The organism is Desulfovibrio sp. ZJ200 (assembly GCF_011039095.1).
In the GTDB taxonomy this organism is placed as follows: domain Bacteria; phylum Desulfobacterota; class Desulfovibrionia; order Desulfovibrionales; family Desulfovibrionaceae; genus Desulfovibrio.
On the sequence record NZ_JAAKEH010000003.1, the window covers coordinates 55,819 to 81,143 of the forward strand.

At 62.8% G+C, this 25,325-nt stretch carries 19 protein-coding genes; 2 read left to right on the forward strand and 17 right to left on the reverse strand.

The genetic code is table 11. The features are described 5' to 3' along the window. Window positions 1–106: 106 nt before the first annotated feature. Complete coding sequence (locus G7Y52_RS01675; protein ID WP_165065069.1) at window positions 107–1,180, reverse strand: sigma-54 dependent transcriptional regulator; 1,074 nt, start codon at window positions 1,178–1,180, stop codon at window positions 107–109. 281 nt (window positions 1,181–1,461) lie between these two features. On the opposite strand from G7Y52_RS01675, the gene hrpB reads away from it, so the two are divergent. Beyond that, on the forward strand, window positions 1,462–4,092 hold the full coding sequence (gene hrpB / locus G7Y52_RS01680) for an ATP-dependent helicase HrpB (protein ID WP_241159558.1): 2,631 nt from the start codon (window positions 1,462–1,464) through the stop codon (window positions 4,090–4,092). A gap of 341 nt (window positions 4,093–4,433) precedes the next feature. Continuing rightward, a complete protein-coding gene (locus G7Y52_RS01685; RefSeq protein WP_241159559.1) occupies window positions 4,434–5,666 on the forward strand; it encodes an aminoacetone oxidase family FAD-binding enzyme in 1,233 nt (410 codons plus the stop codon). A gap of 228 nt (window positions 5,667–5,894) precedes the next feature. On the opposite strand, the gene G7Y52_RS01690 is transcribed toward G7Y52_RS01685, so the two are convergent. The 16 genes from G7Y52_RS01690 to G7Y52_RS01765 all read right to left on the reverse strand — a co-directional run bounded on the left by G7Y52_RS01690 (window position 5,895) and on the right by G7Y52_RS01765 (window position 24,967). Next, window positions 5,895–6,101: a dual CXXC motif small (seleno)protein gene (locus G7Y52_RS01690; protein WP_165065078.1), complete on the reverse strand. Its 207-nt coding sequence runs from the start codon at window positions 6,099–6,101 to the stop codon at window positions 5,895–5,897. A gap of 647 nt (window positions 6,102–6,748) precedes the next feature. Continuing rightward, window positions 6,749–8,080, reverse strand: a complete 1,332-nt coding sequence (ftsZ, locus tag G7Y52_RS01695) for a cell division protein FtsZ (protein ID WP_165065081.1) — start codon at window positions 8,078–8,080, stop codon at window positions 6,749–6,751. A gap of 43 nt (window positions 8,081–8,123) precedes the next feature. Beyond that, complete coding sequence (gene ftsA / locus G7Y52_RS01700; protein WP_165065084.1) at window positions 8,124–9,359, reverse strand: cell division protein FtsA; 1,236 nt, start codon at window positions 9,357–9,359, stop codon at window positions 8,124–8,126. Between the two features lie 32 nt (window positions 9,360–9,391). After that, window positions 9,392–10,282: an FtsQ-type POTRA domain-containing protein gene (locus tag G7Y52_RS01705; protein WP_165065086.1), complete on the reverse strand. Its 891-nt coding sequence runs from the start codon at window positions 10,280–10,282 to the stop codon at window positions 9,392–9,394. Then, entirely contained in the window at window positions 10,267–11,157 is an 891-nt protein-coding gene (gene murB, locus G7Y52_RS01710; RefSeq protein WP_165065089.1) for a UDP-N-acetylmuramate dehydrogenase, read from the reverse strand. Before murB ends, G7Y52_RS01705 begins: the two co-directional genes overlap by 16 nt. Then, window positions 11,150–12,523, reverse strand: coding sequence for a UDP-N-acetylmuramate--L-alanine ligase (gene murC / locus G7Y52_RS01715; protein WP_165065092.1), 1,374 nt, complete (start codon window positions 12,521–12,523; stop codon window positions 11,150–11,152). The genes murB and murC overlap by 8 nt, the downstream gene beginning before the upstream one ends. A gap of 512 nt (window positions 12,524–13,035) precedes the next feature. Further along, the gene (murG, locus tag G7Y52_RS01720) at window positions 13,036–14,112 is read right to left on the reverse strand and encodes an undecaprenyldiphospho-muramoylpentapeptide beta-N-acetylglucosaminyltransferase (protein WP_165065095.1); all 1,077 of its coding nucleotides are present in this window, start codon (window positions 14,110–14,112) and stop codon (window positions 13,036–13,038) included. Next, on the reverse strand, window positions 14,094–15,284 hold the full coding sequence (gene ftsW, locus G7Y52_RS01725) for a putative lipid II flippase FtsW (protein ID WP_165065098.1): 1,191 nt from the start codon (window positions 15,282–15,284) through the stop codon (window positions 14,094–14,096). Before ftsW ends, murG begins: the two co-directional genes overlap by 19 nt. Next, a complete protein-coding gene (murD, locus tag G7Y52_RS01730) occupies window positions 15,281–16,588 on the reverse strand; it encodes a UDP-N-acetylmuramoyl-L-alanine--D-glutamate ligase (protein ID WP_165065100.1) in 1,308 nt (435 codons plus the stop codon). Before murD ends, ftsW begins: the two co-directional genes overlap by 4 nt. 11 nt (window positions 16,589–16,599) lie before the next feature. Then, entirely contained in the window at window positions 16,600–17,676 is a 1,077-nt protein-coding gene (gene mraY, locus G7Y52_RS01735; protein WP_165065103.1) for a phospho-N-acetylmuramoyl-pentapeptide-transferase, read from the reverse strand. Beyond that, window positions 17,666–19,123, reverse strand: coding sequence for a UDP-N-acetylmuramoyl-tripeptide--D-alanyl-D-alanine ligase (gene murF, locus G7Y52_RS01740; RefSeq protein ID WP_165065106.1), 1,458 nt, complete (start codon window positions 19,121–19,123; stop codon window positions 17,666–17,668). Before murF ends, mraY begins: the two co-directional genes overlap by 11 nt. Then, on the reverse strand, window positions 19,114–20,586 hold the full coding sequence (locus G7Y52_RS01745) for a UDP-N-acetylmuramoyl-L-alanyl-D-glutamate--2,6-diaminopimelate ligase (protein ID WP_165065109.1): 1,473 nt from the start codon (window positions 20,584–20,586) through the stop codon (window positions 19,114–19,116). The genes murF and G7Y52_RS01745 overlap by 10 nt, the downstream gene beginning before the upstream one ends. Before the next feature lie 104 nt (window positions 20,587–20,690). Beyond that, on the reverse strand, window positions 20,691–22,820 hold the full coding sequence (locus G7Y52_RS01750; protein ID WP_165065112.1) for a penicillin-binding transpeptidase domain-containing protein: 2,130 nt from the start codon (window positions 22,818–22,820) through the stop codon (window positions 20,691–20,693). 242 nt (window positions 22,821–23,062) lie between these two features. Continuing rightward, window positions 23,063–23,365 carry a hypothetical protein gene (locus G7Y52_RS01755; RefSeq protein ID WP_165065115.1) on the reverse strand — a complete coding sequence of 101 codons (303 nt, stop codon included), beginning with the start codon at window positions 23,363–23,365 and terminating at the stop codon, window positions 23,063–23,065. Next, window positions 23,362–24,348 carry a 16S rRNA (cytosine(1402)-N(4))-methyltransferase RsmH gene (rsmH, locus tag G7Y52_RS01760; RefSeq protein ID WP_165065118.1) on the reverse strand — a complete coding sequence of 329 codons (987 nt, stop codon included), beginning with the start codon at window positions 24,346–24,348 and terminating at the stop codon, window positions 23,362–23,364. Before rsmH ends, G7Y52_RS01755 begins: the two co-directional genes overlap by 4 nt. Window positions 24,349–24,508: 160 nt before the next feature. Further along, window positions 24,509–24,967 carry a division/cell wall cluster transcriptional repressor MraZ gene (locus tag G7Y52_RS01765; protein WP_165065121.1) on the reverse strand — a complete coding sequence of 153 codons (459 nt, stop codon included), beginning with the start codon at window positions 24,965–24,967 and terminating at the stop codon, window positions 24,509–24,511. Window positions 24,968–25,325: the final 358 nt, after the last annotated feature.

The window sequence follows — 25,325 nt, forward strand, 5'->3', positions numbered from 1 at the left end:
CGCGCTTTTGGGCGAATCGCCTCACAAAAGCAGCGGCGAGTGACGCCGCCGCGCATGTATCTTGTGTCTTGCCGCCAGGCCCGGTCGCAGCAATGGGGAAAACTCTTTACAAATTCCTTTTCTTGAGCTTTTCAATCAAGGTGGTGCGCTTGACGCCCAAGAATTCCGCAGCCTGGTTTTTCACGCCCTGGGCCTTGTCCAGAGCCTCATCAATCAGGCGGCTTTCCACGGCATCCAGAAAATCTTTGAGATTCATGCCCTGCGCTGCCAGCACAGACAAATCCGGCCAAAAAAAAGCATTGGGATTCGCTGCGGCGGGCCCGGCTGCCGTGGCGGCAACATGCCCGCTCCGCTGCGGGGCTTCGGCTGCGCCCGGTTCTTCAATATCGGGCAGTTCCGCGGGATCGCCCACATGCTCAAGGATTTTTTGCGGCAGATCCGCCGCCTGCACCACATCGCCGTCCACCAGAATACTGAGGCGCTCCATGACGTTTTCCAGCTCGCGCACATTGCCGGGCCAGGCATAGGCAGCCAGAATACGACGCGCATCAGGAGCGAGCGCCAGCGGCTCGCGGGATTTTTTGCGGCAGAAGCGGCTCAGAAAATGCCGCGCCAGCAGCAATACGTCGCCGCCGCGCTCGCGCAGGGGCGGCAGATGCAGGGGGATGACGTTCAGCCGGTAATAGAGATCCTCGCGAAAGCGCCCTGCCGCCACTTCGGCTTCCAAATCCCGGTTGGTCGCCGCCACAATGCGCACGTCCACCTTCCTGCTGCCGCTGCCCCCCACGCGCTCAATTTCTTTTTCCTGAAGCACGCGCAGGATCTTGACTTGCAGGCTGAGGTCCATTTCGCCTATTTCATCCAGGAAGATGGTGCCCCCGTCCGCCAGCTCAAAGCGACCGGCCCTGGAACGGATGGCATGGGTGAAAGCGCCTTTTTCATGGCCGAAAAGCTCGCTCTCCAGCAATTCCTTGGGGATGGCCCCGCAGTTAATGGGCACAAAGGGCTTGGCGGCGCGGCCGCTGTTGGCGTGCAGCGCGCGGACCAGCAGCTCCTTGCCGGTTCCGGATTCGCCGGTTACAAGCACAGTGCTGTCAGTGGGGGCGACTTTGCCGAGGATTCTGAAGACTTCGGCCAGGATCGGGCTTTGGCCGATGATACCGCTTGTGTTTAACTCCATGAGGATTTCTCCGGGCAGGCGGCAATCGTATCCGTGCGCCTTTGCCCTGGCACGCTGCATCTCCCCTGTCTGTTGTGCAGCACTGCCGAGTCGGGCGCAGATCTTGCGGCTTGCACGATGTTTTATGTGTCAATACACTGACGCGCACGGAATTGCCAGTAAAAAGACGCGGCATCCGCTGTTTTTTCCACGTATTGCAACAGATATTTCGCACAGGTCACGCCATGCCGCAACTCCATTGCTCTGATGCGCCGCCTCTTGCGTGCTTGCCGCCATGTCCGGTGGACGGGCTGCGTGCCGAGCTCAGCGCATCTCTTGCCAGAGGGGGCAATCTGGCGCTCACCGCGCCGCCCGGCGCGGGCAAGAGCAGCCGCGTGCCGCTCTGGCTTCTGGCCGAACCCTGGTCGGCCGGGCGCAAAATCCTGCTCCTGGAGCCCCGCCGGGTGGCGGCCCGCGCTTTGGCCCGCTATATGGCCAGGCTGCTGGGCGAAGAGGCAGGGCAAACCGTGGGCTTTCGCATGCGCCGGGAAAGCGCCATCAGCGCCGCCACCCGCATTGAGGTGATCACCGAAGGCGTGCTGACGCGCATGCTGCAGGACGATCCCGAGCTGCCCCGGGCCGCCTGCGTCATTTTTGACGAATTCCACGAGCGCTCGCTTGTGGCCGATACCGGCCTGGCGCTCTGCCTGGAAAGCCAGGCGGCGCTGCGGCCGGATCTGCGCCTGCTGGTCATGTCCGCCACGCTGGATATGCAATCCGTGTCGGGCCTGCTGGGGCGCTGCCCGGTATTGTCCTGCCAGGGGCGTTCCTTTCCGGTGGAAATGCGCTATTTCCCTGTGCCCGGCAGGGCGGCGCGTGGAGCGCATGCCGCCTCCGGGATCTGGCGGCATGCGGCCGAGGTTGCGGCGCATTTGCTGCGCACCGAGCACGGCAGCCTGCTGGTCTTTTTACCCGGCGAAGGGGAAATCCGGCAGATGGCCGCGCTCCTGGAAGGCCGTCTGCCGCCGGACGTGCTTCTCTGCCCGCTTTACGGCAATCTGCCGCCCGAACGGCAGGACGCGGCCATTGCCCCGGCCCCGCCCGGCTTGCGCAAAGCCGTGCTTGCCACAGCCATTGCCGAAACCTCCCTGACCATTGAAGGCGTGCGCCTGGTGCTGGATGCGGGCCTGACGCGCGTAGCGCGCTTTGATCCGGCAAGCCGCCTCAGCCGCCTGGTCACCGAACGCGTTTCCCTGGCCGGGGCGGCCCAGCGCGCGGGCAGGGCAGGACGCACGCAGCCCGGCATCTGCTGCCGCCTCTGGGATCGGAAAGAGGAAAACGGCATGCGCCCGCAGATCCGCCCGGAAATACTGGATGCCGACCTGAGCAATCTGGCGCTGCAACTGGCTGTCTGGGGCGTGTCCGACGCCGCGGCCCTGCCCTGGCCTGACCCGCCGCCAGCCGCGCATCTGGCCGCTGCCCGCCAAAATCTGCAAGAGCTTGGCGCCCTTGATTCACGGAACAGGCCCACGGCCCTGGGCCGGAGCATGGCTTCTCTGCCCCTGCCGCCGCATCTGGGCCGCCTGCTTCTCCTGGGCAGGGAGGACGGGCATGGAGCCCTGGCCTGCTGCGTGGCCGCCCTGCTGGAAGAACGAGATCCGCTCTTGCGCTTCAAGGATACAGCGGCAAACGGCCTCCCGAACGAAGCGGAAGCGGCCGCAAACCCCGGCCGCGCCCTTGCCCCCCGCGGCACGGGGGCCTGCGATCCGGGCTGTGATCTGCTTCGCCGCCTGGACTGGCTTTGCCGCGAGGGGCACGGCGGCGCATGGCGACGTCTGCGCGATTGGGCCGCGCGCCTGGCGCAACTCACAGGGATCAAAGGAGATCTTTTCAACATCGCGGCCGCGGATGCCGAGGCTCTGGGCAGGCTTCTGGCCCTGGCCTGGCCGGACCGCGTGGCCAAGCGCCTGCCCGAAAGCAAGGATGCTCCCGGCCGGGATCTGGGCACGGCTCATTTTCTGCTGCGCTCGGGACGCGCCGCGTGGCTGCCGGGCGGCGACGCCCTGGCGCGACGCCAGTTTCTGGCCATTGCCGATCTTGACGGAGCCGGAGCCCGCGCCCGCATCCGTCTGGCAGCCCCGCTCACGCGTGAAGATGTGGAAGAACTGTTCCATGCGCAAATCCGCTCCCACGATCAACTGACGGTCAATGACGAAGGCTCTGTCTCGGCCCGACGCCAAAAAACGCTTGGAGCTCTTGTTCTGGAAGATGCTCCCCTGCCCCGCCCCCCGGCAGGGGCCTGCGCCGCGGCGATCTGCGCCTTTTTGCGCCAAGCCGGCCCACAGGCTCTGGCTCGCCTGCCCTGGAGCGATGCAGCGCGCCAGTGGCAGGCCCGGGTCATGCTGCTGCGGGAGCTGGAAGGCGAACCCTGGCCCGATGTTTCCGATGCGGCCCTGTGCAACAGCCTTGAAAGCTGGCTGGCTCCCTATCTCACGGATTGCGCGTCCCTGGGGCGCTTCAGCGCCGCCCGGCTTCAGGAAGCCCTGCGCGCGCAACTGCCCCCTCAGCTTGCGCGACGGCTGGAAAAGCAGGCCCCCTGCCGCTGGCAGGCGCCTTCGGGCGCGCAACACCCTATTGTCTACGGCGAAGAGGGAGGCCCCTGGCTGGCCGCCAGGCTTCAGGAGCTTTTCGGCTGCGAGGACGCGCCGCGCATTGCCGACGGCCGCGTAGCCCTGACCCTTCGGCTCAATTCCCCGGCCGGACGCACCTTGCAAGTCACGCGGGATCTCGCGCATTTCTGGCGTCACGGCTACCCTGCCGTGCGGGCGGAAATGCGCGGCCGTTATCCCAGGCATCCCTGGCCGGAAGATCCGCTCAGCGCCCCGGCCACAGCATTGACCAAGAAAAAACTGGCGGCCCGGGGCAAGGCGTGAAGCCCCCGGCAACAACGATGCAGGCCGCCGCACCTGCGCGGCTCGAGAGCATTTTCACTTTGAAATTGCTCTGCTGACGCGAAAGCGGCAGCCGCCGCAACGCGGCGTACATTCAGGCGAAAACCGCGTTTTTCGCCTGAATGCCACCTTTGACTTTCATAAAAAGTCAAAGGTAATCTGCTCTAGTTCAAAGTTGTCATGCCGGGAAAAACGTCGCTTTTCCCCAAATCCACGCCGCTGTCGGTGAGAGCCTTGGCACGGACCCGGAGCTTGTGTAGGCTGACGGCATGCATGCACCCTCAGTTTTTAGCTCTGAGCCGGAAAATCTGTCAAATGCCGCAGTGACGCGCGGCCCGCAGGCCGGTTTGCAGGTCGCCGGCACGGCGGATGTCTTGATACTGGGCGCAGGAGCTTCAGGGCTGATCTGCGCGCGGGAAGCCGCAGCCCGCGGTTTGCGCGTGATCCTGCTGGATCGCGCTGCCGCGCCCGGCCGCAAACTGGCTGTCAGCGGCGGCGGCAGGAGCAACTTCAGCAATCGGGAGGTCACGCCCCGGGACTATTGCTGCGGGCAACCGGATTTCTGCGGTCCGGCGCTGGCCGGATTCACCCCCGCGGACATGCTCACTCTGATCCGCGCCTGGGGCCTGCCGTTTGAGGAAAGGGAGCACGGGCAACTTTTTCTGCGCGTGCCCGCGCAAAGACTGGTGGAGGCCCTCAGCCGCGACTGCCGCCAACGCGGCTGCCGTATTGTCTGCAAGGCTCCCATCCATGCCGTTTGGCGCTCTGACCAGGGCTTCCGCGTGCAGGCCGGGAATGCCCTCTGGCAAGGCAAGGCCCTGGTGCTGGCCCTGGGCAGCCCGGCCTGGCCGCAGATCGGCGGCAGCGGCCAGGGGTACAGGCTGGCTCAAAGCCTGGGGCATACGATCATCCCGCCGCGCCCGGCGCTGGCGCCGCTGCTTCTGCCGCCCAGCGAGCCTTTGCGGAATCTGGCGGGCATCAGCCTGCCGGCGCAAATCAGCCTGCCCGCGCGTGCCGACGAGGGCCGCTTCTGGCGCGATGATCTGCTTTTTACCCATGAAGGCCTGAGCGGGCCTGCCGCGCTCAAAGCCTCACTCTTCCTGCAGAGGAATGAGCCTGTTCAGCTTGATTTTTTGCCCGGCCAAAACCTGTCCACCCTGCTGGATGCGCCCGGCGCGGGGCGTCAGACGCCCCGCGCCCTGCTGAGCCGCCTGCTGCCCCAGCGTCTCGCGGACGCAGTGCTGCCCGCGCACTCGGCCCGGCGCAAGATCGCGGAACTTTCCCGCGCCGCGCGCCGGGAAATTCAAATCCATGTGCAGGCGCGCACGGTTCTGCCGACCGGCACAGCCGGATTCAAAAAGGCGGAAGTCTGCGCAGGGGGCGTGGACACGCGGGAAATCAACCCGCACGGCATGGCCAGTCTGCGTTGCGCCCATCTTCATAGTATTGGGGAACTGCTGGATGTGACCGGGCAACTGGGCGGCTACAATCTGCATTGGGCCTGGGCCAGCGGCGTGGCCGCCGGACGCGCCGTATTGCCGGAACGCTGCGGATGATCGCCTGAACTTTTTTAGAGCGTTTTGCTCATGAAAGTAGCCAAACGCTCCAGAGCATTTTCTCTTTGAAAATGCTCTGCTGACGCGAAAGCGGCAGCCGCCGCAACGCGGCGTACATTCAGGCGAAAACCGCGTTTTTCGCCTGAATGCCACCTTTGACTTTCATAAAAAGTCAAAGGTAATCTGCTCTAATGAGGGCTGACCCTGAAAATCATTTCTGAATGACTTCTACTCTATTCTGTCACAGTAGACGTTTTCGAGAAATCGCTCCATAGCTTCGTCGGCGCGGTGGATATACTCGCGGAGCGGATAGTGCGCCCGGCAGGCCGGGCAATACATGTGAACTTCGCGACAGGAACGGGCAATATGCAGACGCGTCCCGCAGTCCGGGCAGTGCAGGCTGGTTTCCGCGTCGCGAGGGGCAAAGAAGGTCATGGCGATTCGTTCAGAGCGTGGTGAGACGGTGAAAAGGTTCTGACGACCGCAGCGCAAGCGCAGGTCACGTCAACAGGGCGCAGGCGAAATTTACTTGCGCCGTGAAACGCTCGCTCCGCCAAAAGAAAAAATCCGCACAGCCAAAGGCCTTGCGGGCTCGCCAAAACCTTAACGCCCCGCACTGGGAGGCCCCCAATGGGCCTCCCGGCGGGCATTTCAGGGCCGAAGAGGCAAGCCCTGAAAATTTGATGCGGAAGGGAACATACAGCCTGCTGACTCCTGTCGTCGCAGGGGTATGCACTCCCGACCGGTGAAAAGATAGTAGCGCAACCGCGCTTGTGCACTGACTGTTGCAGCCAAGTCTTTTTTACGTCACAGCAGTCTGCGCTGAGAGCGTTTTGCTCATAAAAGCAGCTCAACACTCCGGCAGGGCGAAGCCATGCCCGCCCGCGCACGTCAGCCGTTGGCGGCTGTGCCGCCTTGCGGATGACGACAGCAGAGACAGGCGCTAGAGCATTTTCACTTTGAAAATGCTCTGCTGACGCGAAAGCGGCAGCCGCCGCAACGCGGCGTACATTCAGGCGAAAACTGCGTTTTTCGCCTGAATGCCACCTTTGACTTTTATAAAAAGTCAAAGGTAATCTGCTCTAGTCAGCCTGCGTCCGTATGAAGGTCGGAATTTCAAAATCATCCTCATCATAGGTAAAATCTTCCTGCCCCGGGCTATGGGGGCGACGGCGGCTTTGCCCCATAGCTTCGCGCTTGAGCAGGTACGGGGGGCGATTGCTCTTCTCGTCATACCAGCGCTCCACCTCGGAGCGGCGTGTGGCGCGGGGCAGGCGCGTTTCCATTTCTTCCGGCGCGTCCGGAGCAGCCTGCACCAGATTGCCCTGCTGCGCCGCGCGCCCGGCCTGGCGGCGACGCGGCTCGGCCATGACAGCATCCGGGCCCGGCTGGCGGAAATTGGTCACCGTGGCTGCCGGCGCCGGCACGGGCTGCACGGCCTGCGGGGATTCAATGCCGGTGGCAATGACGGTAAGACGGATTTCGTCGCCCACATTGTCGTCAAAGACCACGCCGAAGATGATATTGGCGTCCTCGGGGGTCGCGTCGGCAATAATATCGCCGATCTCGGCGATTTCCTCGGCGGTGATGTCCATGGGCGCGGTGATGTTGTAGAGCACCGCCTTGGCGCTCTCCAGCGAAACGTCTTCCAGCAGCGGGCTCATGATGGCGCGCTGGGCCGCTTCGCGCGCGCGGTTTTCGCCGGAGGCCATGCCCGTGCCCATCAGCGCGAGGCCCGCTTCCGACATGGTGGTGCGCACATCGGCAAAGTCAAGATTGATCAGACCCTCGCCCACAATAACATCGGAAATGCCTTTGACGGCGTAAAAGAGCACGTCATTGGCCTTTTGCAGCATTTCGGAAAACGGGGCTTTTTTGGGCGCGAAGGCCAGCAGCCGGTCATTGGGGATGGTAATCAGGCAGTCCACATGCTGTTTGAACTCCTCCAGACCTTCTTCGGCGACGCGCTTGCGCTTGACGCCTTCAAAGCTGAAAGGCTTGGTCACCACGCCCACGGTGAGCGCGCCCATTTCCTTGGCGGCCTGGGCCACCACCGGAGCCGCGCCCGTGCCGGTGCCGCCGCCCATGCCGGCGGTCACAAAGACCATGTCCGCGTCGCCGATGGCCTCGCGGATGGCGTTGACGCTCTCCACGGCGGCTTCCCGGCCGATGGCGGGGTTGGCGCCCGCGCCCAGCCCCTTGGTCAGCTTTTCGCCCAACTGCACCTTGAAAGGCGCGTTGTTCTTGGTCAGCGCCTGCAAATCCGTGTTGGCGCAGACGAACTGCACGCCGCGCAAGCCGGAATCAATCATATTTTTTACGGCATTGCCGCCGCCGCCGCCCACACCGATGACTTTTATTTTTGCGCTTCCGGCTAAAGAAGTGTCGATATCGTCAACTATTGACTGTGCCATGGTAGCCTCTCCTGTTTTGCTGTCCCCACATGCCCGCTGAAGGTTATGATATATCCGCGAACCATTTTTTCATGCGTGAGAGCACGCCGTCAAAAACGCCGGATTCGCTGCGCGTGGTAAACTTTTTCTGCCCGGACATTTCCTTTTCGGCGCCGTAGCGCAAAAGCCCCACAGCTGTCGAAAACTTGGGGCTGTTGACCACATCCTTGAGTCCGCCCACATTGCGCGGATAGCCGATGCGCGTGGGCAGGTTGAAAATCTGCTCGCCCAGTTCCTGGCAGCCTTCCATCAATGCCGTTCCACCGGTGAGCACCACGCCCGCGCCGATCAAATCCTTATAGCCGGAACGCACCAGGGTTTGATCCACAAGATAGAGGATTTCCTCCATGCGCGGCTCGCAGATTTCCGCCAGCACCTGACGGGAAAGGCGGCGAGGTTCGCGACCGCCCACACTGGGCACTTCGATAAATTCATCGTGACGGACCATGTCCGCCAGGGCGCAGCCGTATTTGATCTTGATCTTTTCGGCAGAGGCAATGGGCGTGCGCAGGCCGAAGGCAATGTCATTGGAGAGGTTCTGGCCGCCCAGGGCCAGCACGGCCGTATGCTTGATGGCGTCATTGGCAAAAACCGCGATGTCGGTGGTGCCGCCGCCCAGATCCACGAGGGCCACGCCGATCTCCCGCTCCTCCTCGGTAAGCACGGCCTTGGCCGAAGCAAGGGATTCCAGCGCGATGTCCGAGACTTCCAACTGGCTGCGGTGGCAGGAACGCACAATGTTCTGCGCGGAGGAAACCGCGCCGGTCACGATATGCACCTTGACTTCCAGGCGCACGCCCGCCATGCCCAGCGGGTCGGCAATGCCGCGCTGGTTGTCCACGATATATTCCTGCGGGAGAATGTGAATCACTTCGCGATCCGCGGGAATGGCCACGGCCCGCGCCGCGTCCAGGGCGCGTTCCACATCCCGCTGGGCCACTTCGCCGCCCTTGACGGCAATGACCCCGTGGCTGTTGATGCCCATAATGTGGCTGCCCGCAATGCCGACATAGACCGAGTGGATCTCGCATCCGGCCATGAGCTCGGCGTCTTCCACAGCCTTGCGGATGGACTGCACGGTCTGTTCGATGTTGACGACCACGCCTTTGCGCAAGCCCGTGGAAACGCTTGTGCCGATGCCCACCACATCCACCAGGCCTGACTCCGAAAGTTCTCCGACCACGGCGCAGATCTTTGTGGTGCCGATGTCGAGGCCCACGATGAGCTCGGACTTATTCATACATTCTCCTCACGAACGCCAGTCTTGCGCCTTCAGCTGCGCGCGGCCCCATTGAGTATGACCCAGACGTTGCCGTTCACGGCGCGCGCCTCGCGCACGTTTTTCAACTCATGGCGACGGGCAAGATCTCCAAGGGTCACGCTCATCCGGGCCAGATTGCCGCTCCAGTCGTCCGTGGCGACGGAAAGGCGCATTTCACGGTCTTCCAGATACATTTCAATGCCCCTGCCCGGGCTCACGGTCACTGAAGCCACGGCTCCGGCCTCCACAGGCAGCGCGCCGCCCTGCAGGTCTTTCAGCAGCCGGGCGAGGAAGGGAACCGCCGCCTCGGCGCCGGGCTCGATGGTCAGGGTCGGCAGAGAAAGAAAATTCCTGCTCTCCACCGGGGCAATAATCTCGCCGCGCTCATTGGCGTAATACAATACCCCGTCCTTGTGCACCCAGAAGGAAGGCATGCGTTCCTTCACCTTGATCACAAATCTGTCCGGCAACAGGCGCTTGACCGAGACTTCCTGCACCCAGGGGGTCTGCCTCAGGCTTTGTTCCACCTGGGCGATGCTCACGGCCAGACTGTTGTCCCCTTCCTTGATGCCGCCGTATTGCAGCACCATGTCTCTGGAGAGGCGCACATTGCCTGTAACGTCCACATGCCTGGTGGTGAAAAAGTCGCTGGTGACGGCCTTGTCATAAAGCCAGAGCGATGTCGCGCAGACCGCGGCCAGCACCAGCACGACCGACGACAAAAGCGCGGAAAGCACCGCAAGGCTTTTCAATCCGCCAAGGCTTTTGAGCTTTTCCGAGAACCAGGAAAAAAACCGCGGCAGACGGAATTTCTGGCCCGCCCGGCCCTTTTTGCCTGATGCAGGCTCTCTGGTATATGCGTTGCGGGCTTTGCGGCCGCTCATTTTCAGGGCAAGGGGCACGGCGCTATCCTGACTTCCGGCTCAAGCGCGAACCCAAACCGTTGCCGCACGGCCTCCCGGGCCTCCTGCAGCAAAGCCAGGGCCGCTGTGGCGCTGCCTGTGCCGTCATTAATCAAAAAATTGGCGTGCAGATTTGAAAAAGCCATGCCGCCCAGCTTCTTTCCCTTGCAGCCGGCGAGCTCAAGCAGTTTTCCGGCGGGCATGTCCGGCGCGGGATTCTTAAACACGCAACCCGCGCTCCAGGCCGTCACAGGTTGTTTAGACTTTTTCTCGAAAAAGTTGTGACGCATGCGTTTACTGATGCCATCCCTTGCGGATCTGGTCAAGCTAAATGTGGCTTCCACAACCAGAAATCCCATTTTTTCTTCCGTTATATAGAGGCTGCGATAGCCGTAGTGCAGTTCACTTGCTTTGACCGGGCGGACTCTTCCTCTGCTGAATATATCTATGCATTTGATATTTTTGCAAGTTTCCGTTCCAAAGGAACCTGCGTTCATGGCCACGGCCCCCCCCACGCTGCCGGGGATGCCCACAAGACCTTCCAGACCGGAAAGGCCATGCGCGGCGCAAAAACGCAGCAATCGCGGCAAGGGCAGGCCCGCGCCCGCGCGCACCAGAACTCTGTCTTCTTCTTCCCCCACAATCTCCGGCCCGTGCAGGAAACGCGGACGCACAAGCACCAGGGGCAACTGGCCGTCGAGCGCCAGAATATTGCTGCCCGCGCCGAGAATCAGCGGCCTGCCGCCCAGAGCGCGGAGACGTTCTGGCAGGAGCGCGCAATCCGCGGCGCTCTCGAGAATCAGCTCGGCTATGGCTGTGCCGCCCAGGCGCAATGTGGTCCGCTGCGCAAGGCTGGGGGCCATGATCTCACGCATGCCCGCTCCCTTCCAGCCATGCCGGGCCAAGGCGCGTGATCGTGCCCGCGCCCAGGGTCAGCAGCACGTCGCCGCGGCGCAAGACGCCCGGCAAGGCTTGAGCCAGCGCGTCCAGGGTCTGAAAATAGCTCACCGGCGTGCTGGAAACCTGCTGTATGCCCTGGGCCAGACTTTGGCCGGAAACGCCGGGAACGGGTTTTTCGGAAGCCGCGTAGATTTCAGTCAGGAGCAGCATGTCCACGCTGTCGAACACCTTGCAGAATTCGCCGAAATGGGCCTGCGTGCGGCTGAAGCGGTGCGGCTGAAAAGCCGCCACAATGCGCCGGCCGGGGAAAACCTGACGCGCCGTAACCAGCGTGGCCGCGATTTCCGCAGGGTGATGCCCGTAATCGTCCACCACGGTCACGCCGTCTTTTTCGCCCTTGAACTCAAAGCGCCGCCCCACGCCGCCGAAGGAATTCAGGCCCGCGGCACAACGGCTGAAGCTGATATCCGCCTCCAGAGCCGCGCCGATGGCAGCCAGAGCGTTGAGAATATTGTGCCGCCCGGGCTGGGGCAGACATACTTCGCCCAGTTTTTCGCCCTCGCGCCAGACCTCGAAGCGATTCTTCAGCCCGCTTTCCAACGGCACGGCGCGCAGATGATTGCCCTCGGCAAAGCCGTAGGTCAACACAGGGCGCTTGACCCGCGGCAGCAGCGCGCGCACGCCGGGATCATCGCCGCAGACCACATTGATGCCGTAGAAAGGAACATTGTTCATGAACTGCACAAAGGCCGCATCAATGCCTTCACGACTCTTGTAGTAATCCAGATGATCCTCGTCCACATTGGTGACTACGTTGATAATCGGCAAAAGACAGAGAAAAGAGCCGTCCGATTCGTCGGCTTCGGCTATCAGGTAGTCGCCGTGGCCTAAATGCGCGTTGGTGCCGTAAGCATTGAGGCGGCCGCCGATGATCACCGTAGGGTCCAGCCCGGCGGTGTCGAAAATGGAAGCGGTCAGCGAGGTGGTCGTGGTTTTGCCGTGGGTTCCGGCAATGGCTATCCCCTGACGCAGACGCATGAGCTCGGCGAGCATTTCAGCGCGCGGGATGATCGCGATATTCCGGGCGCGGCCCTCCACCAGCTCCGGGTTGTCGTCGCTGATGGCCGTCGATCTGACCAGCACCTGCACGTCGCCCACGTTTTCGGCCGCGTGCCCCACGGCCACACGCGCGCCCAAATCGCGCAAACGGCGCACAACCGCTGAATCGCTCACGTCCGAACCCGAAATTTCATAGCCCAGATTGAGCAGCACTTCGGCAATGCCGCTCATGCCCGCGCCGCCGATGCCAATCATGTGAATGCGCCGTATCTTGCTGTTCATGTGCCACCCTTTTTACAACTAGAGCAGATTACCTTTGACTTTTTATGAAAGTCAAAGGTGGCATTCAGGCGAAAAACGCGGTTTTCGCCTGAATGTACGCCGCGTTGCGGCGGCTGCCGCTTTCGCGTCAGCAGAGCATTTTCAAAGTGAAAATGCTCTAATGTGGAGAAAGCCCCGCCTGTGCGCCGATTCGCGCATGGCCCTCAGCCTGCCTCGCTGCGCCTGAGGCGCGCTTCCTGCCTTTTTAGAGCATTGTGCTTTTGAAATTATTCAATTTCAAAAGCGGCGCTGCCATCATTTCGCCTGAAAAGCGTGGTTTTCAGGCTCATTCGGCGCGGGCGTCCGCTCCCGCGGCCGCCAGAGCGGTTGCCGTTTTCAACAGCAAACCGCTCTATCCTGAGCGTACTCCCGGCGCGTGGCCTGACATATTTGCAAGACTCCAGAAAAAATCCAGATATTCTGCGCTCATAAGGCCGCCATCTGTCATGCCGAGCGCCAACGCAGCGGCTGATTCAGGCGCGTTGCGCGGCTGCTTCTTCCAATACGGCGACTACCCGTTCTGCCGCGTCAGGCCGCGCGGCGGCCAATGCGGCGGCGGACATGCGGGCGCGACGCCCGGAATCGGCCGCGAGATCCAGCAGCAGGCGACCGAGCCCCCGCTCGCGCATCTCTGCTTCCCGTACCAGCAGAGCCGCTCCTGCCTTTTCCAGAATACGCGCGTTGGCGGTCTGATGGTCGTGAACGGCTTGCGGAAAAGGCACCAGCAGCGCGGGGAGACCGGCGGCGCACAGCTCGGCCACGGTGCTGGCCCCGGAACGGCACAGCGCCAGATCGGCCCAGGCATAGGCTCCCGCCATGTCGTCAATGAAGGCTGACACGCATGCCCCGTCATAGCCCGCCGCCAGATAGGCCGCGCGCACGCTTTCCTCGTCCCTGGAGCCGCTCTGATGGCGGATTTCCACTCCCGCGGCTTTCAGGGCCGGTAAAATTTCCGGCACAAAGACATTCAGGGCATGCGCGCCCTGCGAACCGCCCAGAATCAACAGATGCCGCGTCTCCCACTGCCGGGGCAGACGCCCGGCCGCGCTCACGGAGCGGCGCACCGGGTTGCCGGTGAGCACGCATTTTTCCGGCGCAAAGCCCCCGGTGCCGGGCAGGGAAAGGCAAATCCTTTGCGCCAGCCGGGCCAGCACCTGATTGCTTGTCCCGGCTATGGCGTTCTGCTCGTGCAAAATGCCCGGCACCCCCGCCAGACGCGCGGCAAGCATGGGCGCAAAAGCCGCGTAGCCGCCGAAGCCGGCCACGGCCCGGGGCCGGAAACGGCGCACGATGTTCAGGGCCTTGAGCACGGCCCAGCTCATGCGCGCGCCCGCGCCAACGGCCCGCAGCCCCCGCCCCAGAAAGCCGCGCACGGGCAGGCCCTCGAAAGGGATGCCCGCCTGTTGCGCCAGGCGCTCCTCCGGCCCGTATAACGAGCCCACGAAAAGCAGGCTGACGGTCGGATCGCGGCGCAACAGCTCCTCGGCCACGGCCAGAGCCGGAAAGATATGGCCGCCGGTGCCGCCGGTGGTCAGGAGGATTTTGTCCACGGGTCCGCCGTTCGTGAAAAGTTCAGGAGCAATCCCACGCAAAGCATGGTAGCCAGAAGATTACTGCCGCCGTAACTCATCAGCGGCATGGGCACGCCCTTGGGCGGGGCCACGCCCATGACCACGGCCAGATTCATCACTGCGCCCATCACCAGGATCGTGGTGAGCCCGAACGCCGTGAAACGGTCCCGCAGATTGTGCTGGCCCATGATGATTCGATAACAGCGCCAGAACAGCAGGGCAAAGAGCAGCATGACCACGGTCACGCCCACAAAGCCCAGTTCTTCGGCCAGCACGGCCATGATGAAGTCATTGTGCGCTTCCGGCAGATAAAACATCTTCTGTTTGCTGGCGCCCACGCCTACCCCGAAAAAACTGCCCGAGCCGATGGCCAGCAGGGACTGCACCAATTGGTAGCCAGTATTATGCGCGTCCTGAAAGGGGTCCAGAAAGGCCAGGAGGCGGCGCAGGCGGTACGGCGAGGCAATGGCCAGGGCCATGGCGCCCGCGCAGGCCAGGGCCAGGGAAAAGAAAAGATACACAAAGCGGGTGCCCCCGGCCACGCACATGAAAAAAAGAATCCCGGCCAGCACCACGGCGCTGCCGAAATCCGGCTGCAACAGGAGCAGAAAGCAAAACAGGCCGGTCACGGCAAAGGGCGGTATCACGCCCCGGCTGAAGGTCTTGATCAGATCCTGCTTGGCGCTCATGAAGTACGCCAGATACAGCGCCAGGGCGATTTTCACGAACTCCATGGGCTGCACCGAAATGGGCCCCACGGGAATCCAGCGCTTGGCACCGTTGATGGCCGGGGCAAAGGGCGAGAGCGTGATCAGCAGCAAAAGCAGCGCAAAAAAAAGCGCCGGGTACTGCAACCTGTACAGCCAGTGGCGCGGCAGCAAGGCCGCGGCCCAGAGCGCGATGCCACCCAGCGCGGCGAACGCCAGTTGCCGTTTGAAGAAATAGTATTTGTCGCCATTGACCTGCTCGGCCACAATGCCGCTGGCCGAGAGCACCATCACCAGGCCGATGGCCAGAATGGTGAGCATGATGGTGAAGAGCCACCAGTCAAAAGGCGCGGCAAGCTCGGCCCTGGCGGCGTTGCTCACGGCTCGGGAAAAGGAGCTGCGGCTTTTGGCCGTTTTTGGTTTTTCGGTAAAGGTGTTTTTCATGAAAGCTCACCCACGATGCGTTTGTAGTCCTCGCCTCGGGCCATGTAATTAGCGTAGAGATCGAAACTCGACGTGGCCGGAGCCAGCAGAACCACCTCCCCTTTCTGCGCTCCGGCCGCCAGATGCCGCACCGCCGCTTCCAGCGTCGGATGCCAGCTCAGGGGCACGACTCCCTGCCAGGCCTGCTCGAATTTTTCCCGGCTCGCGCCGAAGAGCGCCACTTCCGTGACTTTGGCCTTGACCAGCTCCCCAAGGGCAGCCAGATCGCCGCCTTTGAACTTGCCGCCGCAGAGCAGCCGCACAGGCCGGTCAAATGCTTCCAAAGCCACTTTGAGCGCGGAAACCGTCGTGCATTTTGAATCATTGACAAAAAGCACGCCCTTATGTTGCCGAACCGCCTCCAGGCGGTGCGGCAGGGGGGTGAAACGGGCCACGGCGCGGGACGCGTTGGCCTCGCTCACGCCGAAAAAGCGACAGGCCTGCCAGGCTGCCTCTTCATTGAAGGCATTGTGCGCGCCCAACAGGCGGCTTTGCGGAAAGCGCCCGCCCCCGCGCACCCGGACCTGCCGGGCCCTGAGGTGAAAACCGGCCGCCAATTCCTGAAGATCCTCGCCCAGCACGGCCAGATCGCCCTCGTCCTGGCAGCGGAAGAGGCGGAATTTGGCCTCGATGTATTCGGCCATATCCTTGTGGTAGTCCAGATGATTGGGCGTGATGTTCAAAAGCACGCCCACGCGCGGGCAGAACGTGGAACAGGCCTGCAACTGAAAGCTGGAAATCTCCAGCACCAGCACGTCCGCCTTGCGGCCGGAAAGCACATACTCCGAGAGGGGCGTGCCGATATTGCCGCCCAGAAAAACCGTATAGCCCTGGGCCTGAAGCATGGCGGCCGCCAGAGAGACCGTGGTGGTTTTGCCGCTGGTGCCGGTAACGGCCAGCACCGGCTCAGTATCCAGACAACGCCAGGCCAGTTCCATTTCCGCCAGCACTTCCGGCCCGTTCTCGCCGGTCGGCCGCACCAGGCCGCTCAGCGTGGCCACGGGCATGCCCGGGCTGGGCACCACAAAGGCCGCGTGCTCGAACTGTTCCGGCCGGTGCTCGCCCAGCTGCACCTCCACGCCGAGTTTTTGCAAGGCGGCGGCCTGTTCCCCTGACAGCGCGTCGCTGCGGCGGTCCAGCAGGCGCACGCGCGCGCCTTCCCGGCGCAAAAGCCGCGCCGCGGCCAGGCCCGAGCGGCCCGCGCCGACAACGATTGCCAGTTCACCGGCAGCTATGCGTCTGCCGCGAGTTTTTTCCAAGGCCATGCGTCATCTCCTCAGCGCAACTTCAACACGGAAAGAGCCACAAGCCCCAATAAAATGGAAGTAATCCAGAAGCGGATGATAATTTTGGATTCCGGCACGCCCTTCAGCTCGAAATGATGGTGCAGCGGGGCCATGCGAAAAATGCGTTTGCCGCCGGTCCAGCGAAAGTAGCCCACCTGAAGGATCACGGACAGCGTCTCGGCCACGAAAAGCCCGCCCACAACGGCCAATACCAATTCCTGCTTGCAGAGCAGGGCCAGATAGCCCAGCGCGCCCCCGATGGAGAGCGAACCCACGTCGCCCATGAAAACCTGCGCCGGATACGCGTTGAACCATAAAAATCCCAGACCCGCGCCCACCAGGGCCGCGCAGAAAACCGTCACCTCGCCCACGCCGGAAATGTAAGGCACCAGCAGATAGCCGGCAAAGCGCGCATTGCCGGTGATATAAATGAAAATGGAAAAAACCGCGCAGGCCACAATGGACGGCCCGATGGCCAGGCCGTCGAGGCCGTCGGTCAGGTTGACGGCGTTGGAGGCGGCCACCATCACGAATATGCCGAAAGGAATATACAGCCACCCCAGATCCGGGCTCCATTCCTTAAAAAAGGGAATTGTCAGCCTGCTGCTGTAATCCGGGTTCAAAGCCAAAAACCACACGGCAATGAAAGCCACCAGAATTTGCCCGGCCAGCTTCGCCTTGCCGGAAATGCCCCGGTTCTGGTGGTGGCGCAGCTTGGCAAGATCATCCCAGAGCCCCACTGCCCCGAAGCCGACAAAAACGCACATGGTCTGCCAGACATAGGGATTGGTCAGATCCGCCCAGAGCAGAAGGCTGATGCCGAGGCTCGCCAGCATGAGCAGCCCGCCCATGGTCGGCGTGCCCGCCTTGGCCGCGTGCGCGACAACATCCTCATGGATATACTGGCCGCATTTCAGACGGCGCAGCCAGGCGATGAAGCGCGGCCCGATCAAAATGGAAATGACCAGAGCCGTGATCAGCGCGGCCAGAGATCGAAAGGAAATATAACGGAAGACGTTGAAAAGCGTCCACTCTGAAGCCAGGGGAGCCAGAATGTTATAAAACATGCCCGCTCTCCCCTTGTCGCTGGCTCTGCGCTTCTTGTGCCGCCGCAGTGGCGTGGCAGTCTCGCAAAGCCGCCAGCAAGTCCTCCAGACGGTTGCAGCGTGAACCTTTGAAGAGCAGCACGCCGCCACGATCCTGCTCCGGCCTGGTGCCGCGCAGGAAAGCTTTCCAGGCGGCAATGAATGTTTCCACACCATCCACGGGCCAGTAAGGACCGCCGTAGCCGCCGCGCGCAAGCCCGGCGCGCATTTCCCGGGCATGGCCGCCTTTCCAGATCACGGCAGCCGGCTTGAGCCTTGCCAGATGCCGCCCCAATTGCTCATGCAGGGCGTCCGCGGCTTCGCCCAATTCCCCCATTTCACCCAGTACCGCCACAAATACCCGACCGCGGGCCTGATCGGCGGCGGCCTCCAGCATCCGGCGCATGGACAGGGGATTGGCGTTGTAGGTGTCGTCAATAAGCTCCCAGGCGCCGAGACGGCTTTGACTGAAACGTTGCGGCGGCAAAGCGGCGCGGGCGAAGCCCTCTGCAATCTCCCCGGGCGAAAGGCCCAGAAGGTGCGCCGCGGCGGCGGCCGCAATGCTGTTTTCCGTGCCGTATTCGCCCCGGAACGGCGCAAGAACTTCGCATGTCTCGCCGTTCAGCCAGAGACGATAGATTCCGCGCGCCGCGCCCTGGCTCTCTGGCGCCGGCCCCACATAGGCGGCGCGGTATTCCACGGCCTTGCCCGCGGCACTGAAAAAACGCAATGGCGCGCCTGAGGCCCTGGCCTCGCGCACCAGATCGGGATAATCCGCGCTGACCAGGCCAAGGCCGCGCGGCGCGAGATGCGCCAACAGGCGGGCCTTGTGCCAGGCCACGCCCTTTTTGCCCAGGCCTGCGGTATGCCCGGCCCCCACATTGAGAATCACGGCCAGGTCGGGGCGCAGCACCGGGGCCAGCTCATCCATGTCGCCTTCCCGGCTGATCCCGGCCTCCATGACCCAAAAAGCCTCATTCCCTTCAGCGGCCAGCACGGAACAGGGCATGCCGATCTGATTATTGCGGTTCATGGCGTTGCGCGCTGTCCTGCCGCGCGTTGAAAGCACCTGGGCCAGCGTTTCCTTGAGCGTGGTCTTGCCCGCCGTGCCGGTGACGGCCACCACCCTGGCCGTGGTCCTGCCGCGCCAGAGCGCTGCGATTTGCCCCAAGGCCTTCACCGTGTCCGGCACAAGCAGCACGGGCAGGCCCGCGCCCGGGAGCGGCCGCGAGGCCAGGAGCGCAACCGCGCCCCGTTCCCGCGCCATGCCCGCGAAGTCATGCCCGTCCGCGCGCTCGCCCGGCAGGCAGACAAAGAGCGCGCCCGGCGTGACTTCCCGGCTGTCCGTAACCACGGAAGTCACCCAAAAATCATCAGGCAGCGCCGCATGGCCCAAATGGGCCGCTATTTCATTATAACTCAAGCGCACTGCAACAACTCCCGCACCACTTCCTGATCGCTGTAGTGGTGTTTGACACCCCGGATGAGCTGATAGTTCTCGTGGCCCTTGCCCGCAATCAGCAAGGCATCGTTCCTGCCCAGCATCTCCAGGGCCCTGGCAGTGGCCGTCCGGCGGTCAACCTCCACCAGGACGTGGCGCGCTTCTTTCAGGCCCGGCAGCACATCCTGCAAAATGGCTTCAGGCTCCTCAAAGCGGGGATTGTCCGAGGTGAGCACGGCCACATCCGCATAGCGCGCCACGGCTTCGCCCATCAGCGGGCGCTTGCCGCGATCGCGGTTGCCGCCGCAGCCGAAGACAGTGACGATCCGCGCAAAACCGGCTCCGCGCAAGGCCTTGAGCACATTGACCAGCGCATCCGGCGTATGCGCGTAGTCCACAAAAACATTGAGGCCACGGGGATTCTCCACCCGCTCCAGGCGGCCGCAGACGCCGGTAAAGCTCTCCAGCGCCTTGAACTGCGCCGGCTCCAGCCCCATCTCCAGGGCCAGGGCCTGCACGGCCAGCAGGTTGGAGGCATTGAACGCTCCGACCAGAGGCGAGCGCAATTCCCAGCTCTGAGGGCCAAGGCTCATGCGTAAATGGCAGCCGTCCGTGCCCGCAGAAAGGAGCTCGCCCCAGAGATGCCGACGGTTGGGCGCGCCTTTTTGCAGGCCAAAAGAAAGGGCGCGCGGGCAAAGTTCCAACAGGCGGCGGCCCCAGGGATCGTCGGCATTCACGGCCATGAGCTTGTCGTGCCGCGGCAGCTCCAGGAAGAGCCTGGCCTTGGTCTTGAAATAGCTTTCCATATCCTTGTGAAAATCAAGATGATCCTGCGTCAGATTGCTGAAGGCCGCGCCCGCGAAAGGCACCCCGCAGACGCGCTGCTGGTCGATGGCGTGCGAGGAAACCTCCATGACGACCACGTCCACCCCGGCTTCAGCCATTTGGGCCAGCATGGAATGCACCCGCAAGGGGCCGGGCGTGGTCAGGGGCGCGCTTTCCTCGTGGCCGGGCCAGCGGTAGCTCACAGTGCCCATGACGCCGACCTTGTGCCCTGCCTCACGGAACAGGCGCTCCAACAGATACGTGCTGGTCGTCTTGCCGTTGGTGCCGGTAACGCCCAGGACTCGGAGATTCAGCTCGTCTGTGCGCCAGCGGGCCTGGGCCAGCCGCCAGAGCGCCTCGCGCGGGTTCTCATGCTGCACGACGCGGCAGCCGCGGGCTTGAGCCGCCGCGCTTTCCGCTGTGCCCGGACGGCAGACAATGACGCCTGCCCCGGCTTCCGCAGCCGCGGGAATAAAGCGCGAACCGTCCTCGGCAACGCCGGGAACAGCCACAAAAATATCCCCGGGCCTGACCTCGCGCGAGTCGTCGCGCACTTCTGCGGCGCTGTCTCCGTTGGGGCCGCCACAGCGGCAGGTTTCCAGAAGAGCCGCAAATTCCCGCTGCATAGTTACCTCACAAATCTTGCCGCAAGTTGTCCCGAACCCCGGCAGAGCCGCTTCAGGCCGAGGTCAGGTTCAAGCATAGTAGATCATATTGCTTTTAAAACGCTCTATCTCTCCGAGAGCCATAAAATACAGGCCGCGCCTTGCCCTTGCGCGGGCCAGGCCGCGCCGGGCGGCGGGCTCTGGCGCACCACCCTGCTGCCCGAGCCCTTGAGCTCCGGCACAACGCCCGCGCGCGCGAACAGCTCTACAGCATTACGCACGGATTTGCCCTGCACGTCCGGCACCTTGTCGGAGGCTTTGGCCAGATGGCCGGGCAACTGCATGCCCGAATCGCGCCGGGGCGCGTGCGCCACCTGGGCCAGATACGGCGTCTCCAACGCGGAAACCTTGAGGCCGCGCCGCCGCGCGCCGGAGGCGAGCGCGCCCTTGCCGCTTTCGTCAACGTGCCTTTCCGCCAAAATGCCGCTATAGATCAAGGCGCGACCCGCGATTTCACGAAAGACCGGCGCGGCCACCACGCCGCCGAACTGATTGCGCGAGGGCTCGTCCACCATGACCAGAACCAGATAGCGAGGCCTGTCTGCGGGCAAAAAGCCCACGAACGACGCCAGGCGCTTGTTGCCGTACGTGCCGGCCCTGTGATCCGCTTTCTGGGCAGTGCCTGTCTTGCCTGCCACTTCCACGCCCTCAATGCGCGCGCGCTTGCCCGTGCCGTCTTTTTCCTCAACCACATCCCGCATCATCTTCATGACCTGGCGCGCCGTCTGTTCGGTAAAGACCCGTTGGCGCGGCTCTTCCACGCTGCCGTCTTCCCTGATCAGCCGTAACGGCTTGTAGACGCCCTCGTTCAGCAACGTCAGGTAGCCCTGGGCCATTTGCAGGCCCGTGACGGAAATACTCTGCCCAAAGGAAGTGGACATGATGTCCACTTCGCTCCAGTCGCGCGGCATGCGCAAAATGCCGCGGCTTTCCGCAACAGGCACGCTGGTGCGCTCGCCAAAGCCAAGGGCATGCAGATATTTGTAAAACGTGGGCGCGCCCAGCGCGAGACCGATCTTGGCCATGCCGATATTGGAGGAGTACCGCAGCACTTTGTTTGCGGGCAGTACCCCCTGATTGGACGTATCGCGGATGATGAAGTTTTTGGTTTCCCATTTGCCGCGTTCGCAGTTGATGGGCGTCGTGCTCGTGATTTTGCGCTCTTGCAGGGCGGCAGCCATGACAAAGGGCTTGAAGGTGGAACCGGGCTCAAGCGCGTCGGCGGCCAGCCGGTTGCGGTAGATCAAGGGGCTTGATTCCCGATATGTATTGGGATTGAAAAAAGGATACTGCGCCCAGGCCAGGATCTCGCCTGTGGGCACGTCCACGACCAGAGCGCCGCTCCAGCGCGCGTCATGCTCCCGAGCGGCGCGGGCCACTGCTTCTTCGGCAATGAATTGCATCTGCACGTCGATGGTCAGGGTCAGATCCTGGCCGCGCGGCTCCGACTGACCCTCCTCATGCAGGTAAAAACGACGCCCCATGGCGTCGCGCTGCACGATCTGGCGGGTGGGAATGCACCCCAGACGCGCTTCCAGGGCGCGCTCTATGCCTTCAAGGCCCTTGTCGTCCAGGCCCACAAAGCCCAAAAGCTGCCCGGCCATGTGCTTGAACGGATAGACGCGGTCATATTCCTTGCTCAGGCCGATGCCCGCCAGATTGGCCTTGCGCACGGCCTGGGCCGTGTAATCGTCAACCTTGCGCTTGAGCCAGACAAAACGGCGATTCGTTTTTGAAAGATCGTCATACAGCTTTTGCGGCTCCATGCCCAGGATCGGCCCCAGGGTATTGGCCATCACCAAAAAATCCTCGACTTCCTGAGGCTTGACATACACAGAGCGGGCCTCCACGCTGCGGGCCAGCACCTGCCCGTTGCGATCATAGATCATGCCGCGGCGGCCTGTAACCAGTTCGGAAGCCATGTGCTGACGGTGCGCGCGATCCGCCAGACGCGGCCCCTCGATCATCTGCAGATACCAGGCCCGGCCCCAGAGACCGGCCCAAAGCAGACAGAAAATGCCGACAACCACATTGATCCGGAAGCGCGCCCAGTCGACCCCGGCAAAGCTTGCGGCAAGGCCGGGCCGGGAGTTCCTGCCGTTTTTGGCGCGCAGAATGCGGCTGCCGCGCGGGGACGTGTCGCGCTTTACGGCCGGGTTCGGGCGGTTGCGGTTGCGTTTGCTGAACTTGAACATCTTTCCCCCGATAACGGGATCGCTTTGTATTCGAGCCGTCTGCGACGGCTTTTTTTCAGACTGTTTCGGCTCCCTGCGCGGCGGGCGGACGCGCTCCTGCCCAAAGCCGGGGCAGCCGTCTTTTTTTTGCGCGAAAACCCGGCTCCTGGAGCGGGCAAGGAGCTGTTTTCAACCTCCGGCGCCAGCTTCAGGAGCTTGTTTCTGCAAGGAGAGCGTTTTGCTACTGAAATGAGCTCAACGCCCTACTGTATTTCCATGCGCCGCACCTGACCGGGCCTGGGCTCGCGCATGCCGAATTCCTCTGCCCTGCGGCGCAGCTCATACGGAGAGAGCAGCCGCTCGCGCTCCACTTGCAGCTTTGCGCGCAGATCCCGGCGTTCGCGCAGTTCGTTCTGCGCAATATTGATGAAATATGTGGTATCCATGCGTTCAATATTGCTCCAGACAAGCACAAGGCCCATGACCATGCAGGCCATCAGCCCCAAAGCCAGAACAAGCAGCCAGCCCCTGCCGCCCCGCGTTTTAGGCGGGACGCTCTTTTTCATGAGACGGCCTCGGCTGTTTTTTCCGCGGCCCGCAGCTTGGCGCTGCTCGCGCGCGGATTCACGGCCAGTTCATCAGCCCCGGCCTGCACCGGTTTTTTGTACAAAATGCGCACTTCCGGCTGATGCCCGCAGATGCAGACCGGCACATGCCGGGGGCAGCGGCAGCCTTCGGCCCAATGACGCATGGCCAGCTTGACCATGCGGTCCTCCAGCGAATGAAAGGAAATCACGACCAGACGCCCGCCGATGGGCAGCCGGGCCAGAATCTGCGACAGAAAACGATCCAGCTCCCCCAACTCGTCATTGACCGCCATGCGCAGCGCCTGAAACGTGCGCGTGGCCGGATGACGTCTGGCCTTGGCCCGCCAGGCGGCCGGATAGGCTTTTTCCACCAGCGCGGCCAGTTCCGCCGTGCTGTCGATGGGAGCCTTCTGCCGGGCTTCCACAAGAGCGCGGGCGATACGCCCGGCCTGCGGCTCCTCGCCCAACGTGGCTATGCACTCCTTGAGCCGGGCGAAACTCTCGCGGTTGACCCAATGCCAGGCCGACAATTCCCCGGAATGCCGATCCATGCGCATATCCAGCGGGCCGTCGCCGTAAAAACTGAAGCCGCGCTCCTTTTCGTCGATTTGCAGAGATGAAACGCCGATATCCAAAAGCGCGCCGTCAACCTTGTCCCAACCGAGTTCGGCCAGAGCTCCGAGAAAACGGCTGTAGCGGCAGTGGAAAAAATGCGCGCGGCCACCGTACGGGCGCAGTCGCTCGCGGGCCAGCGCCAGGGCTTGCGCGTCGCGATCCAGGCCGCAGATCTCGGAGCCCGGCGCGGCGGCAAGCAGCGCCGCGGCATGCCCGCCCAGGCCCAGCGTGCCGTCAAGATAACGGCCGCCGGGTTTTGGAGCCAGCGCGCGCAGCGTCTCGGCGAGGAGCACGGGCACATGACGCTGTGCCGCGCTCTGCCCGCTCCCGGCCATCACTTCCGCCATGGGGCTCGACCTTTTGAGCAATTTCCGATTGTCATTGCGTATCCGATTTCACCCAGAATCTTCTGAAACAACGTTTTTTCCCGGAATCCACACTGCGATGCGAGCCAACGCTCCGCCCTCGCGGGCAGACAGAGCATCCCAGCATAAAAGCATCCGGAACTCACAGCGAAATATCCACGCCGCTGGCCGCAAGCTCTTCGGAGACATCCTCAAGCTGCAGTTCATCGAAGCGTTTTTGATCCCATATTTCAAACTTGTTGAGCATGCCCACCAGCATGACGTCCTTCTGCAAGCCAGCCTCGCGCATCAGAGATTGCGGAATGCGCACCCGGCCCTGCGGATCGGGAATCAACTCCTGCGCCAGCCCCATGATTTTGGTTTTGAAGTGCGAAAGCCTGGGCGACGGAATGCGGATGCGGCCCAACTGCTCGGTGACGGCTTCCCACTCAGCGGGCAGATAGGCCGTCAGGCGGCCGTAAAAACAGGTCAGCCAGAAAGCGCCCGCGCCTTCACCATCCCCTCCCCCTGCGCAGAGGGCCTCGCGGTATTCCGGAGGCAACATCAACCGCCCCTTGGCATCAAGGCTGCGGGAAAGGCTTTTGGTGAAGAGCTTTTGCACGATTTACCACTTTTTTACTGATTCTTACCACTTTTTCCCACTTATGCCCCAAGCCCAACAGGGTGTCAAGCCGACCAGCTCCCGAGCCCTGGCAGCGGCATCTAAAAATATTCAAAAATATCAATATATTAAAATGACAGACAGTAAGAACCGCGGCCAGAGCGGCTGTGCCTGTTTGCCTGCCGCGCATGACGGAGAAAGAGCATCGTTAGAGCATTTTTTGATTGAAAATATTCATTTTCAATCACTTCGCCGCCATCATTTCGCGTCCAGAACGCGGTCTGGACGCTCATTCGGCGCGGGCGCCAGCTAACGCTGTCGCCAGAGCGTTTAGCTAATTTCATTAGCAAAACGCTCT

Excerpts from the sequence above, each read along its gene's own strand:
- murB (WP_165065089.1), bottom strand. The coding sequence starts at position 11,157 with ATGCGTGAGATCATGGCCCCCAGCCTTGCGCAGCGGACCACATTGCGC.
- G7Y52_RS01745 (WP_165065109.1), bottom strand. The coding sequence starts at position 20,586 with ATGCAGCGGGAATTTGCGGCTCTTCTGGAAACCTGCCGCTGTGGCGGC.
- ftsA (WP_165065084.1), bottom strand. The coding sequence starts at position 9,359 with ATGAATAAGTCCGAGCTCATCGTGGGCCTCGACATCGGCACCACAAAG.
- G7Y52_RS01755 (WP_165065115.1), bottom strand. The coding sequence starts at position 23,365 with ATGAAAAAGAGCGTCCCGCCTAAAACGCGGGGCGGCAGGGGCTGGCTG.
- murD (WP_165065100.1), bottom strand. The coding sequence starts at position 16,588 with ATGGCCTTGGAAAAAACTCGCGGCAGACGCATAGCTGCCGGTGAACTG.
- ftsZ (WP_165065081.1), bottom strand. The coding sequence starts at position 8,080 with ATGGCACAGTCAATAGTTGACGATATCGACACTTCTTTAGCCGGAAGC.
- G7Y52_RS01690 (WP_165065078.1), bottom strand. The coding sequence starts at position 6,101 with ATGACCTTCTTTGCCCCTCGCGACGCGGAAACCAGCCTGCACTGCCCG.
- ftsW (WP_165065098.1), bottom strand. The coding sequence starts at position 15,284 with ATGAAAAACACCTTTACCGAAAAACCAAAAACGGCCAAAAGCCGCAGC.
- rsmH (WP_165065118.1), bottom strand. The coding sequence starts at position 24,348 with ATGGCGGAAGTGATGGCCGGGAGCGGGCAGAGCGCGGCACAGCGTCAT.
- G7Y52_RS01750 (WP_165065112.1), bottom strand. The coding sequence starts at position 22,820 with ATGTTCAAGTTCAGCAAACGCAACCGCAACCGCCCGAACCCGGCCGTA.
- mraY (WP_165065103.1), bottom strand. The coding sequence starts at position 17,676 with ATGTTTTATAACATTCTGGCTCCCCTGGCTTCAGAGTGGACGCTTTTC.
- murC (WP_165065092.1), bottom strand. The coding sequence starts at position 12,523 with ATGAACAGCAAGATACGGCGCATTCACATGATTGGCATCGGCGGCGCG.
- G7Y52_RS01675 (WP_165065069.1), bottom strand. The coding sequence starts at position 1,180 with ATGGAGTTAAACACAAGCGGTATCATCGGCCAAAGCCCGATCCTGGCC.